The organism is Aeromonas sp. 600724, assembly GCF_049175135.1.
Classification (GTDB): domain Bacteria; phylum Pseudomonadota; class Gammaproteobacteria; order Enterobacterales; family Aeromonadaceae; genus Aeromonas; species Aeromonas veronii_A.
Genome location: NZ_JAAKUM010000014.1, coordinates 142,802 through 157,405 on the forward strand (window position 1 = coordinate 142,802; position 14,604 = coordinate 157,405).

The following is a 14,604-nucleotide window of genomic DNA, read 5'->3' on the forward strand; positions in this document are numbered from 1 at the left end:
GGCAAAAAAATGGAATTGCGAGACATGTTACAGATCCTGGCCAAGCAGGATGGCTCAGACCTCTATCTGTCGACCGGCGCGCCCCCCTGCGCCAAGTTTAACGGCGGCCTGCGCCCCCTCAACGAAACGCCGCTGGAGCCGGGTGAAGTGGCGCGGATCGCCGCCGAGATCATGGATGGCGAGCAGAAGCAGCAGTTCGAGAAGGATCTGGAGATGAACCTCGCCATCTCCCTGCCCCAGATCGGCCGCTTTCGGGTCAACATCTTCAAGCAGCGCAACGAAGTCTCTCTGGTGGCCCGCAACATCAAGACCGAAATCCCCCGCTTTGAAGATCTCAAACTCCCGCCTGTGTTGCTCGACACCATCATGGAGAAACGCGGCCTGGTACTGTTTGTCGGCGGTACCGGCTCGGGTAAATCTACCTCGCTGGCGGCGCTTATCGACCACCGCAACCGCAACAGCGGCGGACACATCATTACCATCGAGGATCCGGTGGAGTTCGTTCATCGCCACCGCAAGAGCATCATCAACCAGCGGGAAGTTGGCGTGGATACCCGCAGCTTCCACGCTGCGCTGAAAAATACCCTGCGTCAGGCGCCGGACGTCATTCTTATCGGCGAAATTCGCGATCGAGAGACCATGGAACATGCGCTGGCCTTCTCCGAAACCGGCCACCTTGCCATCTCCACCCTGCACGCCAACAACGCCAACCAGGCGCTGGATCGCATCATCAACTTCTTCCCCGAGGAGCGCCGTCCGCAACTGCTCAACGATCTGGGCAACAACCTCAAGGCCTTTGTCTCCCAGCGGCTGGTAAAAACCACCGATGGCGGCCGCCGGGCCGCAGTGGAGATCATGCTCGGCACCCACACCATCCGCGACATGATCAAGCGCGGCGAATTTGGCGGCCTCAAAGAGGTGATGGAAAAATCCAAGGCCCTCGGCATGGTTACCTTCGACAGTGCACTGTTCGATCTGGTGGTGGAAGGGGTGATTGAGGAAGAAGAGGCGGTGAAAAACGCCGACTCGGCCAACAACCTGCGCCTCAAGATCAAGTTGTGGAAGGAGAAGGGGCAGATTGCCAGCAGCAGTGATGCCACCGGCTGGAGCCTCGAACCCACCAAGGACGAGAAGGGCGATTTTTTCTAACTAGCCCCTCGAGAACCCCGGGCCAGCCGGGGTTCTCTTTATCCAGCACGGCTGGCCCGACTTATCCCTCAGCTCACGAAGATCACTGCCTGTCAGCACCAACGGCGAACGCGCTGGCAATACGCCACATACTCGTCGCCGAAACGGGCGCGCAGCAGCCGCTCCTCCGGCATGATCTGAAAGCGAGTCAGCCAGGCAACCAGCACGATTGGCCCAACCCAGACCCAACTTCCCCCCAGATAACAGCCCCAGGCGGCCAGCCAGCAGAGCAGCCCCAGATACATGGGATTGCGACTGACACGATAAACGCCGCAGGTCACCAGACGACTGGTGTGCTGCGGTTTGGTGGGGCTGACCGTGGTCTGATGGTGACGAAACCGTTGCAGGGCCCCAAAGCCCATGATGGCCCCCACCACGACCAGCACATCCATCAGCGTCATTGCCCAGATACCGGGCTGGCTCTCCCCTCTTAGCCACCACATGACACCAGCACAGAGCAGGAAGATCAGCGGTGGTGGCAAACGTAACTCAAGATTGACCATTTTCTTCCCCTGACGAGTGTCGGCCGAACCCGTGTTGCGGTAGACTCCCAACCAGTCAGCGCCTGTTGAGAGTGACAAAGATCATAATAATAACAACAAGTTGTGGTTAAACCACCACCAATGTGGCCGACCCCGTCCAAACTATCCAACGCGAACAACAAAAAGGAATCACCATGCACAAGAAAACTCTGCTGGCTACCCTGATCTTCGGCCTGCTCGCGGGCCAAGCCGTTGCGGCTCCCTATCTGCCCCTTGCGACGGATCATCGCAACGGCCAGGAGCAAACCGCCAGCAACGCCTGGTTGGAAGTGGATCTGGGCGCCTTTGAGCACAATATCCAGACCCTCAAGGATCGTCTCGGTGACAAGGGCCCGCAGATCTGCGCCATCATGAAGGCCGACGCTTACGGTCATGGCATCGACCTGCTGGTCCCCTCCGTGGTCAAGGCCAATATCCCCTGCATCGGCATCGCCAGCAACGAAGAGGCGCGCGTCGCCCGCGAGAAGGGCTTTACCGGCCGTCTGATGCGGGTGCGTGCTGCCACCCCGGATGAAGTAGAGCAGGCCCTGCCCTACAAGATGGAGGAGCTGATCGGCAGTCTGGTGAGTGCCCAGGGTATCGCCGATATCGCCCAGCGCCACCACACCACCATTCCGGTGCATATCGCGCTCAACTCAGCCGGCATGAGCCGCAACGGCATCGACCTGCGCCTGGCCGATGCCAAGCAGGATGCGCTGGCCATGCTCAAGCTAAAGGGGATCACCCCGGTCGGCATCATGACCCACTTCCCGGTTGAGGAGAAAGAGGACGTCAAGATGGGACTGGCCCAGTTCAAACTGGACTCCCAGTGGCTGCTGGAAGCGGGCAAACTGGATCGCAGCAAGATCACCATCCACGCCGCCAACTCCTTCGCCACTCTGGCCGTGCCGGACGCCTACTTCGACATGGTGCGCCCGGGCGGCCTGCTCTACGGAGACTCCATCCCCTCCCACACCGAATACAAGCGGGTGATGGCATTCAAGACCCAGGTCGCTTCTGTCAACCACTATGCAGCGGGCAACACCGTCGGTTATGACCGCACCTTTACCCTCAAGCGTGACTCCTGGCTCGCCAACCTGCCGCTGGGCTACTCCGATGGCTATCGCCGTGCCCTCAGCAACAAAGCCTATGTGCTGATCCAGGGTCAGAAGGTGCCGGTGGTCGGCAAGACCTCCATGAACACCATCATGGTGGACGTGACCGACCTGAAGGGTGTGAAACCCGGCGACGAGGTGGTGCTGTTTGGCCGTCAGGGTGACGCCGAAGTGAAACAGGCGGATCTGGAGGAGTACAACGGCGCCCTGCTGGCGGACATGTACACCATCTGGGGCTACACCAACCCCAAGAAGATCAAACGCTGATAACACGATATGAAAAAGGGCTCCCGCGGGAGCCCTTGTTGTTTGGTATTAAATGATGTTGCGTTTAAGCGGCCTTTTTACGGGTCACAAACAGACTCAGCCCCATGGATGCCAGCAGGATCAACGCGACTACGCCCAGTGCTATGCCGGTCGGGATCTTGAAGATATCCAGCAGCAGCATCTTGACCCCGATAAACATCAGGATCAGCGCCAGACCGTATTTGAGCAGGGCGAAGCGATCAGCCACACCCGCCAGTAGGAAGTACATGGCGCGCAGACCCATGATGGCGAAGATGTTGGAGGTCAGCACGATGAAGGGATCCGTGGTCACCGCGAAGATGGCCGGGATACTGTCCACCGCGAAGATGAGATCGCTCACCTCCACCAACACCAGAATGAGCAGCAGCGGGGTGGCATAGCGCACACCGTCACGCCAGACGAAGAACTTCTCCCCTTCCAGGGTCTCGGTCACCTTGAAACGACGGCGCATCCAGCCTAGCAGCGGATTGTTGGCCAAGTCCGGCTCCTTGTCGGCCGCCCACAGCATCTTGGCACCGGTCAGCAGCAGGAAAGCGCCGAACAGATAGAGGATCCAGTGGAACTGCTCGATGAGCCAGCTACCCGCGAACACCATACCGGCACGCATCACGATGGCACCCAGTACTCCATAGAGCAGCACCCGGCGCTGCAGCTCGGCCGGAATGGCAAAGTAACCGAACAGCATCAGCCAGACGAATACGTTGTCCACTGCCAGCGCTTTCTCGATGAGGTAGCCGGTGAGGAACTCCAATCCCTTCTGGTTGGCAATGTCACGGCCAGCGCTGTGGTCCAGCCAAAACCAGATGGCCAGGTTGAAGAGCAGAGCAACACTGATCCAGATGAGGGACCAGACGCCCGCCTCTTTGAGGGACACCTTGTGTGACTTGCCGCCACCAACAAAGCGTATGTCTATCCATAACAGGACCAGCACTATGCTGAAGAAACCGGTCCACATCCACCATTCACCCATTTTCACTTCTCCCAAAAACGACAAAACCCACGACCGAGAGGCGTGGGTTTGCGTTTGGAGCAGATACACCTTGCCTCTCGGCAAGGTCTCACTTACAGCTGATTTGCATCGACTGCCCGGCTGCCGGGTGCACTGCAGGATATGGGTGCACCGTAATGACGACAAACCGGCGAGAAGTTACTCCCCTTGTTGCGCGGATAGTAGCAGCGGTAAAAGATAACGCCAAGAGGCATCTTCACTGCCGTCAAAAATAAATCGGGGCCCCATCAAGGAGCCCCGCAAGCAGGTTCAACACATCCCCATCAGAGCGGGTCGACCTTGAGGCAGGAGACCGCGTGATCGAAGTTCCCCTCCAGCACGGGGCGGGTCTTGGCGCACTCGGGGCCAGCCACCGGGCAGCGGGTGCGGAACACGCAACCGGACGGCGGATTCATCGGCGATGGCAAGTCCCCCTCCAGGATCTGGATCACCTTGTTGCGCTCCAGCTCAGGGTCCGGGATTGGCACCGCGGACATCAGCGCCTTGGTGTAGGGATGCAACGGGTTGGCAAAGATCTCCTTGCGAGTCCCCAGCTCAACGGCGTTGCCCAGATACATCACCAGCACCCGATCGGAGATATGTTTGACAACCGACAGATCGTGGGCGATGAAGATGAGCGACAGCCCCATCTCCTTTTGCAGGGATTTGAGCAGGTTGACCACCTGTGCCTGGATAGAGACATCAAGCGCTGACACCGGCTCATCGCAGATGATCATCTTGGGCTCGAGGATCAGCGCCCGGGCAATCCCGATCCGCTGGCACTGGCCGCCGGAGAACTCGTGCGGATAGCGGTTGACCAGGTTGGGCAACAACCCCACCTTGCTCATCATGGCGCGCACCTTCTCCTTCACCTCTTCCCGTGGCAGGTTGGGATAGAAGGTGATGAGCGGCTCGGCGATGATGTCGCCGATGGTCATGCGTGGGTTCAGAGAAGCCAGCGGATCCTGGAAGATCATCTGGATCTCTTTGCGCTTCTCGCGCAGGGCATTCTGATCGAGCTTGGTGAGATCGTCACCCAGCCACACCACCTTGCCATCGGTGGCCGGTACCAGACCGATGATGGCGCGGGCAAAGGTCGATTTGCCGCAGCCGGATTCACCCACCACGCCGAGGGTTTCCCCTTCGTAGAGGCGCAGGGTAACGCCATCGACCGCCTTCAAATCGGATGGCTTGGCCCAAGGCCACGCCTTGCCACTCTTGATACTGAAGTGGACCTTGAGGTCAGACACTTCCAACAGCAATTTTTTGTCGGCACCCATTTAGTTGGCCCCCTTGTTCATGGCATCCGAAACCCAGTGGCAAGCACGCTCCCGACCGTCGTTGAACGGGGTCAGGATCGGTGACTGCTGGCCGCAAATCTCGCTCACACGGTGGCAACGCTCCTGGAAGGGGCAACCGGTGGGCAGACGCAGCAGGTTGGGCGGATTGCCCGGGATGGTGGGCAACACTTCCCCTTCGGTATCGAGACGAGGAATGGCGCGCAGCAGGCCTTCGGTGTAGGGGTGGCTCGGGCGATAGAAGATATCGTCTACCTTGCCGTACTCCATGGTACGACCGGCATACATCACCAGCACCTTGTTGCAGATACCGGCGACCACGCCAAGGTCATGGGTGATCATGATGATGGCGGTGTTGAACTCGCGCTTGAGCTCATTCATCAGAGTCATGATCTGGGCCTGTACGGTCACGTCGAGTGCGGTAGTCGGTTCGTCGGCGATCAGCAGTTGCGGCCGGCAGAGCAGTGCCATGGCGATCATCACCCGCTGACGCATGCCGCCGGAGAACTCGTGGGGATACATCCCCATCCGCTTGCGCGCTTCGGGAATTTTCACCGCATCGAGCATCCGCACCGACTCTTCGAACGCTTCCGCCTTGCTGACGCCCTTATGCAACATCAGCACTTCCATCAGCTGATCCTGCACCTTCATGTAGGGGTTGAGCGAGGTCATGGGGTCCTGGAAGATCATGGCGATCTTCTCGGAGCGGATCTTGTTGAGCTTGGACTCCGGCAGGTTGAGGATCTCCTCCCCCTGAAACTTGGCGGAACCGGTAATAATGCCGTTCTTGGCCAGCAGCCCCATGATGGCAAAGGCCGTCTGGGATTTACCGGAGCCGGACTCGCCGACGATCCCCAGGGTTTCACCCGCAGAGAGAGAAAAATTGAGGTCGTTGACCGCCACCACATTGCCATCCGGGGTCTTGAACTCGACCCGCAGATCTTTCACATCCAGTAACTTCATATAAAAACTCCTTATCGATCTTTCGTGATGCTTTCCTGTCGACCCGATGCTCGATTAACGATCTTTCGGATCGAGGGCGTCACGCAGACCATCCCCGAGGAAGTTGAAGCAAAACAGGGTCACCACCATAAAACCGGCGGGGAACAGCAGTTGCCAGATGGCCACTTCCATCGACTTGGAGCCTTCATCCAGCAGGGCACCCCAGCTGGTCATCGGTTCCTGAACCCCAAGGCCCAGGAAACTCAGGAAGGATTCAAACATGATCATCCCCGGCACCAGCAAGGTGGCGTAAACGGCCACGATACCGAGTACGTTCGGTACGATGTGACGGGTGATGATCTTCCACTTGGAGACGCCACAGACGTGGGCCGCCTCGATAAACTCCTTGCTCTTGAGGCTGAGAGTCTGGCCGCGCACGATACGCGCCATGTCGAGCCAGCTCACCGCCCCGATAGCAATAAAGATGAGTGCCAGATTGCGGCCAAAGAAGGTGACCAGCATGATGACAAAGAACATGAAGGGGAAGGCGTTGAGGATCTCCAGTACCCGCATCATCAGGCTGTCGACCCGCCCGCCGATAAAGCCGGAGGCCGCGCCATACAGGGTGCCGATGATGACCGCCACCATGGCGCCCATGATACCGACCATCAGGGAAATCCGGCCACCCAGCAGAGTGCGCACGAACAGATCGCGCCCCAGGCTGTCGGTACCGAAGTAGTGACCCGCTTCCATATCGGGCGGCGACTGCATGGCGCCCCAGTCCGGATCGTCAAAGGTGTATTGGGACAAATGGGGGCCAAAGATGACCGCCAGACCGATGATGGTCAGAATGATCAGGCTGGTCAGGGCCGCCTTGTTGCGCAGGAAACGGCGACGGGCATCCTTCCACAGGGAGCGTCCCTCCACCACTTCCACTTTTTGCGCGAACGCCTCGACGGCATCGCGTTTTTCAGTTGAAACAACCATGATGAACTCCCGAATTAGTAACGGATCTTGGGATCGATAAAGGCGTAGAGAATATCGACCACAGCGTTAAAGGTGATGGTGAGGGCGCCGACCAGAATGGTCAGACCGAGCACCATGGAGTAATCACGGTTAAGGGCACCGTTGACGAACAGCTGACCGATCCCCGGCAGGCCGAAGATGGTCTCGATCACCACGGAACCTGTGATGATGCCGACAAAGGCCGGGCCCAGATAGGAGACCACTGGCAGCATAGCCGGACGCAGCGCGTGTTTCAGGATGATATGGCGCAGCGGCAAGCCCTTGGCACGGGCGGTACGGATGAAGTTGGAGTTCATGGTCTCGATCATACTGCCCCGCATGATCCGCGAGATGGCGGAGATGTAGTACATCATCATGCCGAACACCGGCAGCACCATAAACTGGATGCCACCACCCTGCCAGCCACCGGCAGGGAACCAACCCAGATGAATACTGAAAAACAGCACCAGCAAGGGCGCCAGCACAAAGCCCGGGATCACCACCCCGGCCATGGCCGACGACATCAGCAGATAGTCGATGATGGTGTTCTGTTTCAGTGCCGCTATGGTGCCGAAAGTGACCCCCAGCAGCACGGCGAAGAAGAAGGCCGTGGTCCCGATCTTGGCGGAAACAGGCAGCGCCTGGCTCACCAGATCATTGACGGTGAAATCCTTGTATTTGAAAGAGGGGCCCAAATCACCCTGCACCAGGTTGCCCAGGTAGGTGAGATATTGCATGCCAATGGGTTTGTCGAGCCCATATTTGGCCTCGATGTTGGCGATGACTTCGGGGGGCAGTGAACGCTCGCTGGTAAAGGGGTTACCCGGGGCGAAACGCATCATGAAGAAAGATACGGTGATCAAGACCAGCAGAGTCGGGATCGCTTCCAATAGCCGTTTAAAAATGAATTTCAACATAGACATTTCCTGTCCTGTACTGCTTCCAAAGGGTCGCGGTTGTAATAAAGGCCCACCGTCTGGCGGGCCCTGCTTGTTATGCGACTTGTTGCTTTAAATCAGTGAGCAATGATGTACATATCTTTGCTGTAGAGGTTATCCAGCGGGTTGCTTGGGTAACCCCCAACATAAGCTTTGACCATCCGAGGTTGAACATATTGGTATATCGGGATGATCGGCATGTCCTTGGCCAGGATCTCTTCCGCCTGGACATAGAGCTTGTTGCGAGCGTCCGCATCAACCTGATCACGAGAGTCGGTCATCAACTTGTCAAACGCTGGATTGGAGTACTTGCCATCGTTGTTGCCGTGAGTGGTCTGCATCAGATCCAGCATGGATGAGGCTTCGTTGTAGTCGGCGCTCCAGCCGGCACGACCCACGTCAAACTGGCCCTGCTTCTTGGTTTCCAGGTAAGTTTTCCACTCCTGGTTCACTAAACTGACCTCTGCACCCAGTTTTTTCCACATGGAAGCAACGGCCACAGCCACTTTCTTGTGGTTGTCATCGGTGTTGTAGAGCAGCTCGAACTTCAACGGCTTGCTGGCATCGAAACCTGCCTCTTCAAGCAGCGCCTTGGCCTTGGCATCACGCTCGGCCTGGGTCATTTTTGACCACTCTGGGGCAACCGGTTTAAAACCATCGACATAGTCAGGCGTCAACCCATATGCGGGTTTTTGCCCTTGCCCCATGACTTTATCTGCAATCACGTCACGATTGACCGCATAAGAAAGAGCAGTTCGCACTCGCACGTCATCAAACGGCTTTTTCTTGATGTTGAACTGGTAGTAATAAGTAGAAACCAGACCTTCAACCTTCAAATCAGCCGGGTAATCTTTCTTGAGTTGCTTGAAACGTTCGATAGGCACGTTCCATGTCATATCAATTTCACCAGCCAAGAAGCGATTTAGCTCCGCGTTGGTGGACTGAATCGGAAGATAGGTAACCTTGTTGATCACCGTTTTCGCATCATTCCAGTAGTTTTTATTACGCTCCAAGCCAATTCGCTCATTAACAACCCACTCCTTCAATACGTAGGCACCATTACCTACCATATTGCCCGGCTGGGTCCATTTTTCACCATACTTCTCGATGACCTTCTTCGGTACCGGGTAGGTGGTGGTGTGAGAGAGCATGGTTACGAAATAAGGGATAGCCTTCTCGAGCTGCACTTCGAAGGTGTAGTCGTCGGTCGCCTTCACGCCCAGCGTATCAGCCGGCTTCTTGCCAGCAATGATCTCTGTAGCATTGGCAATAGTTGGCATCTCCAGATACCAGGAGTAAGGAGAGGCTGTCTTGGGGTCAACTGCACGCTGGAAGGCATATACAAAATCATGTGCGGTGACAGGTTCACCGTTGGACCACTTGGCATCTTTGCGCAGGTGGAAGACGTAGTGCTTGTTATCCTTGGTTTCCCAAGACTCTGCGACACCAGGAACAACTTCCCCTTTCGAACCGGATGTCACGAGACCTTCAAAGAGGTCGCGCAAAATTGCAGACTCAGGCGTTCCTTCAACTTTCTGTGGGTCCAAGGTCGCAGGCTCGGAACCGTTGCCTTTTACCAGTTGCTGGACTTCAGCCAGCTTGGTTCCCGCCGGGACATCGGCAGCCTGAGCCACATTGACGCCACCAAACAGTGCAGCCACCAGCAATGTGTTAATCATTGTTTTTTTATGAGTCATTTCCCTACTCCAACAAGAACATTCCATGCGTTTTTAAAGTGACGGGGTTAAAACCCGCTCCCAGCATAATTCCCTGCCAATTCCGATAATGCAACAGATATTGTCAGGGTAATCGTCATTTTCTGGTCAAAAAATCAGCTGAGGTGCGCTTTTTCAGTATTAAAACACCAACAAAACGCTCATTTTTCACACAAACGACCGATTCTAGAAAAGACCGGGCAAAAAGCAACCAATAAAAAGCCGGTCACGAGGACCGGCTTTCATAAAGCGGAGCTGGCTCACATCAGGCTGGGGAAAACCCCCTTGATACCGGCCACCATGATCTCGATACCCAGCGACATCATGATAAGACCCATGATACGGGTCACCACGTTGATGCCGGTGTTGCCCATGATCTTGAACAGCAGCGGCGCGGCGCGGAAGATGAGCCAAGAGCAGAAGGAGAAGACCACGACAACCACTGACATGCCGAGCAGCTGCTGCCAGTGGCTCTGGCTGGCATAGACAATCACCGAGGAGATGGCACCGGGGCCCGCCATCAGCGGCAGCGCCAGCGGTACCACGGCGATAGACTCGCGCACTGCCAGTTCGCCCTTTTCCTGTTTGTTGTGCTTCACCTCGCCCAGCTTGCCCTGCAGCATCGACCAGGCAATCAGGGTAATCAGCGACCCACCGGCGATCCGGAACGACGCCAGCGAGATGCCAAACCCATCGAGGATCAGCTGCCCCATATACATGGAGACCAGCAGGATCACCATCACCGCGATATTGGCGGTGGTATTGGTTTTCATCCGCTCGGCCTGGGTATGGTGGCTGGTCAGACTGACAAACACCGGCAACAAACCAAGCGGGTTGATAATTGCGAACAAACCGACAAAAAACTTCAGATACAACGAGACGTCAATTGCTGCCATAGGCGCCTTCCAATAGAGTTTCGGGCCCAGCGGGCCAGTCCATTAATTTCGTGCGTAAATTTACATCATAGCCAGAGCGGGCACCAATCAAATAATCTCACCATTTTGAGGGTTTTTTAGTTAGTTCATCTAATGCATCCGCGCTAACTGGCATAAACCGATGCCAAAAGCCCTTTCTACCGCCCGACACGCGTTAGAAAAGTGAGCGCAAACCTGCTTAATCATAACCGGAGAGTACGACGATGACTGACCGAATGACCAAGCGACTCGAGAGGATCCAGGCTTTGCCTTCCCACTATTTCAGGCCAGACATCACTTCATTGACTCGGCAAGAGAGCCACAATGCAAAAACCGGGAAAGGGGGCAGAAATGGCCCCCTTGGGGAATAAAGCGGATTAGTCATGGATTAAAACAACAATCATTTTTGCAACAAACGCTGGAATAAAGTGCGTTTGTCGGTGATTTTGAAACCAATTCACTCATATTTGCTAACCTATACCGCCAAAATAGCTCTGTAATACTATGGCCGAGTGCAATTAACCACTTGATAAATGTGGTTTATTACTCTGCATTAACAAGTCTCTCACCTTTCCCTTTGATGCACATTCCGATAACATCAGTCAAACAAGGATTGTGAAATAAAATTTCTTTTGTTCTTTTGTTACACATGATCCAGATCAAGTTTTTCTGAGTCAGCCCCGCTCTATAATCGACTCAGAAAGCGATTTAGTAAGGCATGTGAAAAAGCTGTTGCAACGATACCGTCTTGACAGGGCGACTATAATTGCCGGGCATTGCCAACGTCTTACTAAACAGTTTTCAAATAATCAGGAGATAAACATGGCAGTAACCAATTTGGCTGAACTGGATGCACTGGTCGCCCGCGTTAAGGAAGCCCAGCGTGAATTCGCCAGCTTCTCTCAAGAGCAGGTAGACAAGATCTTCCGTGCCGCCGCCCTGGCCGCCAACAACGCCCGTATCCCCCTGGCCCAGATGGCCGTGGAAGAATCCGGTATGGGTATCATCGAAGACAAGGTTATCAAGAACCACTTCGCCTCCGAATACATCTACAACAAGTACAAAGACGAGAAGACCTGCGGCATTCTGAGCGAAGATGATCAGATGGGTACCATCACCATCGCCGAGCCGGTAGGTATCATCTGTGGTATCGTTCCGACCACCAACCCGACCTCCACTGCGATCTTCAAATCCATGATCGCGCTCAAGACCCGCAACGCCATCATCTTCTCCCCGCACCCCCGCGCCAAGAACTCCACCAATACCGCTGCCAAGCTGGTACTGGATGCCGCTGTTGCCGCCGGTGCGCCGAAAGACATCATCGGCTGGATCGACCAACCGTCTGTTGAGCTCTCCAACGCCCTGATGAAGCACGAAGACATCAACCTGATCCTGGCCACCGGTGGCCCGGGCATGGTGAAAGCAGCCTACTCTTCCGGTAAGCCTGCTATCGGTGTCGGTGCCGGTAACGTGCCTATCGTTATCGACGAAACCGCCGATGTTAAGCGTGCCGTTGCCTCCATCCTGATGTCCAAGACTTTCGATAACGGCGTGGTCTGTGCTTCCGAGCAGGCAGTCATCGTTGTTGATGCCATCTACGACCAGGTTAAAGAGCGCTTTGCATCCCACAAGGGCCATGTGCTCTCCAAAGAAGATGCTGACAAGGTACGTAAAGTCATCCTGATCAACGGTGCCCTGAACGCCAACATCGTTGGCCAGCCAGCCACCAAGATTGCCGAGATGGCAGGCGTGACTGTACCGGCTGATACCAAGATCCTGATTGGTGAAGGCGTCAAGCTGTGTGCAGAAGATGAGTTTGCTCACGAGAAATTGTCCCCGCTGCTCGGTATGTTCCGTGCAAGCAGCTTCGAAAACGCCGTTGATATGGCCTGTGACATGGTCAACATCGGTGGTATCGGCCACACCTCAGGTCTGTACACCGACCAGGACCGCAACGCTGACCGCATCAAGTACTTCGGCGACAAGATGAAGACCGCGCGTATCCTGATCAACACTCCGTCTACCCAAGGCGGTATCGGTGACCTGTACAACTTCGCAATGGCTCCGTCCCTGACCCTGGGTTGCGGCTCCTGGAGCGGTAACTCCATCTCCGAAAACGTGGGTCCGAAGCACCTGATCAACAAGAAGACAGTCGCAAAACGGGCAGAAAACATGCTGTGGCACAAACTTCCGAAATCCATCTACTTCCGTCGTGGTTCCCTGCCGATCGCTCTGAGCGACCTGGAAGGTAAAAAGCGTGCCATGGTCGTAACTGACCGCTTCCTGTTCAACAACGGCTACGCCGATGAACTGGTCAGCCTGCTGAAAGCACAGAATATGGAAGTGGAAGTGTTCTACGAAGTAGAAGCTGACCCGACCCTGGCTGTGGTTCGCAAGGGTGCCGAGATGGCCAACTCCTTCAAACCGGACGTTATCCTGGCGCTGGGCGGTGGTTCACCGATGGATGCAGCCAAGATCATGTGGGTGATGTACGAGCACCCGAACACTGCGTTCGAAGATCTGGCCATGCGCTTCATGGACATCCGCAAGCGTATCTACAAATTCCCGAAAATGGGCGTGAAGGCCGAACTGGTCTGTATCACCACCACTTCCGGTACCGGCTCTGAAGTCACTCCGTTTGCGGTAGTAACCGATGAAGTGTCTGGTCAGAAGTATCCGCTGGCTGACTACGAGCTGACCCCGAACATGGCCATCGTTGATGCCAACCTGGTCATGGGTATGCCGAAGTCCCTGTGTGCCTTCGGTGGTATCGATGCCGTGACTCACGCCATGGAAGCCTATGTTTCCGTACTGGCTAACGAGTACTCCGACGGTCAGGCGCTGCAAGCCCTGAAAATGCTGAAAGAGTACCTGCCGTCCAGCTACCAGAACGGTGCCAACGACCCGATCGCTCGTGAGAAGGTGCACAATGCAGCCACCATCGCCGGTATCGCGTTCGCCAACGCCTTCCTGGGTGTGTGCCACTCCATGGCTCACAAACTGGGTGCCGAGTTCCACATTCCGCACGGTCTGGCTAACGCCCTGCTGATCAGCAACGTCATCCGCTACAACGCGAACGACAACCCGACCAAGCAGACTGCGTTCTCCCAGTACGACCGCCCGCAGGCTCGTCGTCGTTACGCCGAAGTCGCTGACCACCTGGGTCTGACTGCTGCCGGTGACCGCACCGCCGCCAAGATCGAGAAGCTGCTGACCTGGCTGGACGAGCTGAAGGCTACCTTGGGTATCCCGGCCTCTATCCGCGAAGCTGGCGTGACTGAAGCTGACTTCCTGGCCAAGGTTGACCAGCTGGCTATCGAAGCTTTCGATGACCAGTGCACCGGCGCCAACCCGCGCTACCCGCTGATCAGCGAGCTGAAGCAGGTTCTGCTGGACTCCTACTACGGTCGTCCGTTCACCGAAGCCGCTCCGGTAACTGCTGCCCCGGTTGAAGCCAAGGTTGAAGGCAAGAAGAAATCCAAGGCCTGATAACCAGTCCTGAGATAACAAGCCCGCGCACTGCGCGGGCTTTTTTATCTGCCACTTATCACAGAGCTCCTCTCTCCAGCCGATTGCGGTAGTGCAGCCCCTAACTTCCCAACCAACCAACCAACCAACCAACCAACCAACCAACCAACCAACCAACCAACCAACCAACCAACCAACCAACCAAC

The 14,604-nt window shown here is 56.1% G+C and carries 11 protein-coding genes; 3 read left to right on the plus strand and 8 right to left on the minus strand.

Annotation, left to right across the window (positions count from 1 at the left end):
* The first annotated feature begins 9 nt into the window (after window positions 1-9).
* Window positions 10-1,149, plus strand: a complete 1,140-nt coding sequence (gene tapW, locus G5168_RS14440) for a type IVa pilus ATPase TapW (RefSeq protein WP_005353124.1) — start codon at window positions 10-12, stop codon at window positions 1,147-1,149.
* A gap of 92 nt (window positions 1,150-1,241) precedes the next feature.
* Here the strand turns inward: tapW and G5168_RS14445 are convergent, their stop codons facing one another.
* Window positions 1,242-1,691, minus strand: coding sequence for a methyltransferase family protein (locus tag G5168_RS14445; protein WP_266135096.1), 450 nt, complete (start codon window positions 1,689-1,691; stop codon window positions 1,242-1,244).
* 173 nt (window positions 1,692-1,864) lie between these two features.
* Here G5168_RS14445 and alr point away from each other — a divergent pair, with 173 nt between their 5' ends.
* Window positions 1,865-3,091 (plus strand): alanine racemase, encoded by a 1,227-nt coding sequence (gene alr, locus G5168_RS14450; RefSeq protein ID WP_103422279.1) that lies wholly within the window; start codon window positions 1,865-1,867, stop codon window positions 3,089-3,091.
* A gap of 64 nt (window positions 3,092-3,155) precedes the next feature.
* On the opposite strand, the gene G5168_RS14455 is transcribed toward alr, so the two are convergent.
* From G5168_RS14455 to G5168_RS14485, 7 genes are all read right to left on the minus strand, one after another.
* Window positions 3,156-4,100, minus strand: a complete 945-nt coding sequence (locus G5168_RS14455) for a TerC family protein (RefSeq protein WP_227342375.1) — start codon at window positions 4,098-4,100, stop codon at window positions 3,156-3,158.
* 302 nt (window positions 4,101-4,402) lie between these two features.
* On the minus strand, window positions 4,403-5,398 hold the full coding sequence (gene oppF, locus G5168_RS14460; RefSeq protein ID WP_005337666.1) for a murein tripeptide/oligopeptide ABC transporter ATP binding protein OppF: 996 nt from the start codon (window positions 5,396-5,398) through the stop codon (window positions 4,403-4,405).
* Complete coding sequence (locus G5168_RS14465) at window positions 5,399-6,379, minus strand: ABC transporter ATP-binding protein (RefSeq protein WP_005337668.1); 981 nt, start codon at window positions 6,377-6,379, stop codon at window positions 5,399-5,401.
* 54 nt (window positions 6,380-6,433) lie between these two features.
* Window positions 6,434-7,345: an oligopeptide ABC transporter permease OppC gene (gene oppC / locus G5168_RS14470; protein ID WP_139407229.1), complete on the minus strand. Its 912-nt coding sequence runs from the start codon at window positions 7,343-7,345 to the stop codon at window positions 6,434-6,436.
* A gap of 14 nt (window positions 7,346-7,359) precedes the next feature.
* Entirely contained in the window at window positions 7,360-8,280 is a 921-nt protein-coding gene (gene oppB, locus G5168_RS14475) for an oligopeptide ABC transporter permease OppB (RefSeq protein ID WP_005337672.1), read from the minus strand.
* 98 nt (window positions 8,281-8,378) lie between these two features.
* Window positions 8,379-9,998 carry an ABC transporter substrate-binding protein gene (locus tag G5168_RS14480; RefSeq protein ID WP_227342374.1) on the minus strand — a complete coding sequence of 540 codons (1,620 nt, stop codon included), beginning with the start codon at window positions 9,996-9,998 and terminating at the stop codon, window positions 8,379-8,381.
* Between the two features lie 278 nt (window positions 9,999-10,276).
* Window positions 10,277-10,912, minus strand: coding sequence for a YchE family NAAT transporter (locus G5168_RS14485; protein ID WP_005337678.1), 636 nt, complete (start codon window positions 10,910-10,912; stop codon window positions 10,277-10,279).
* Between the two features lie 840 nt (window positions 10,913-11,752).
* Between G5168_RS14485 and adhE the strand changes: the two genes are divergently transcribed.
* Window positions 11,753-14,419 (plus strand): bifunctional acetaldehyde-CoA/alcohol dehydrogenase, encoded by a 2,667-nt coding sequence (gene adhE, locus G5168_RS14490; RefSeq protein ID WP_019446648.1) that lies wholly within the window; start codon window positions 11,753-11,755, stop codon window positions 14,417-14,419.
* Window positions 14,420-14,604: the final 185 nt, after the last annotated feature.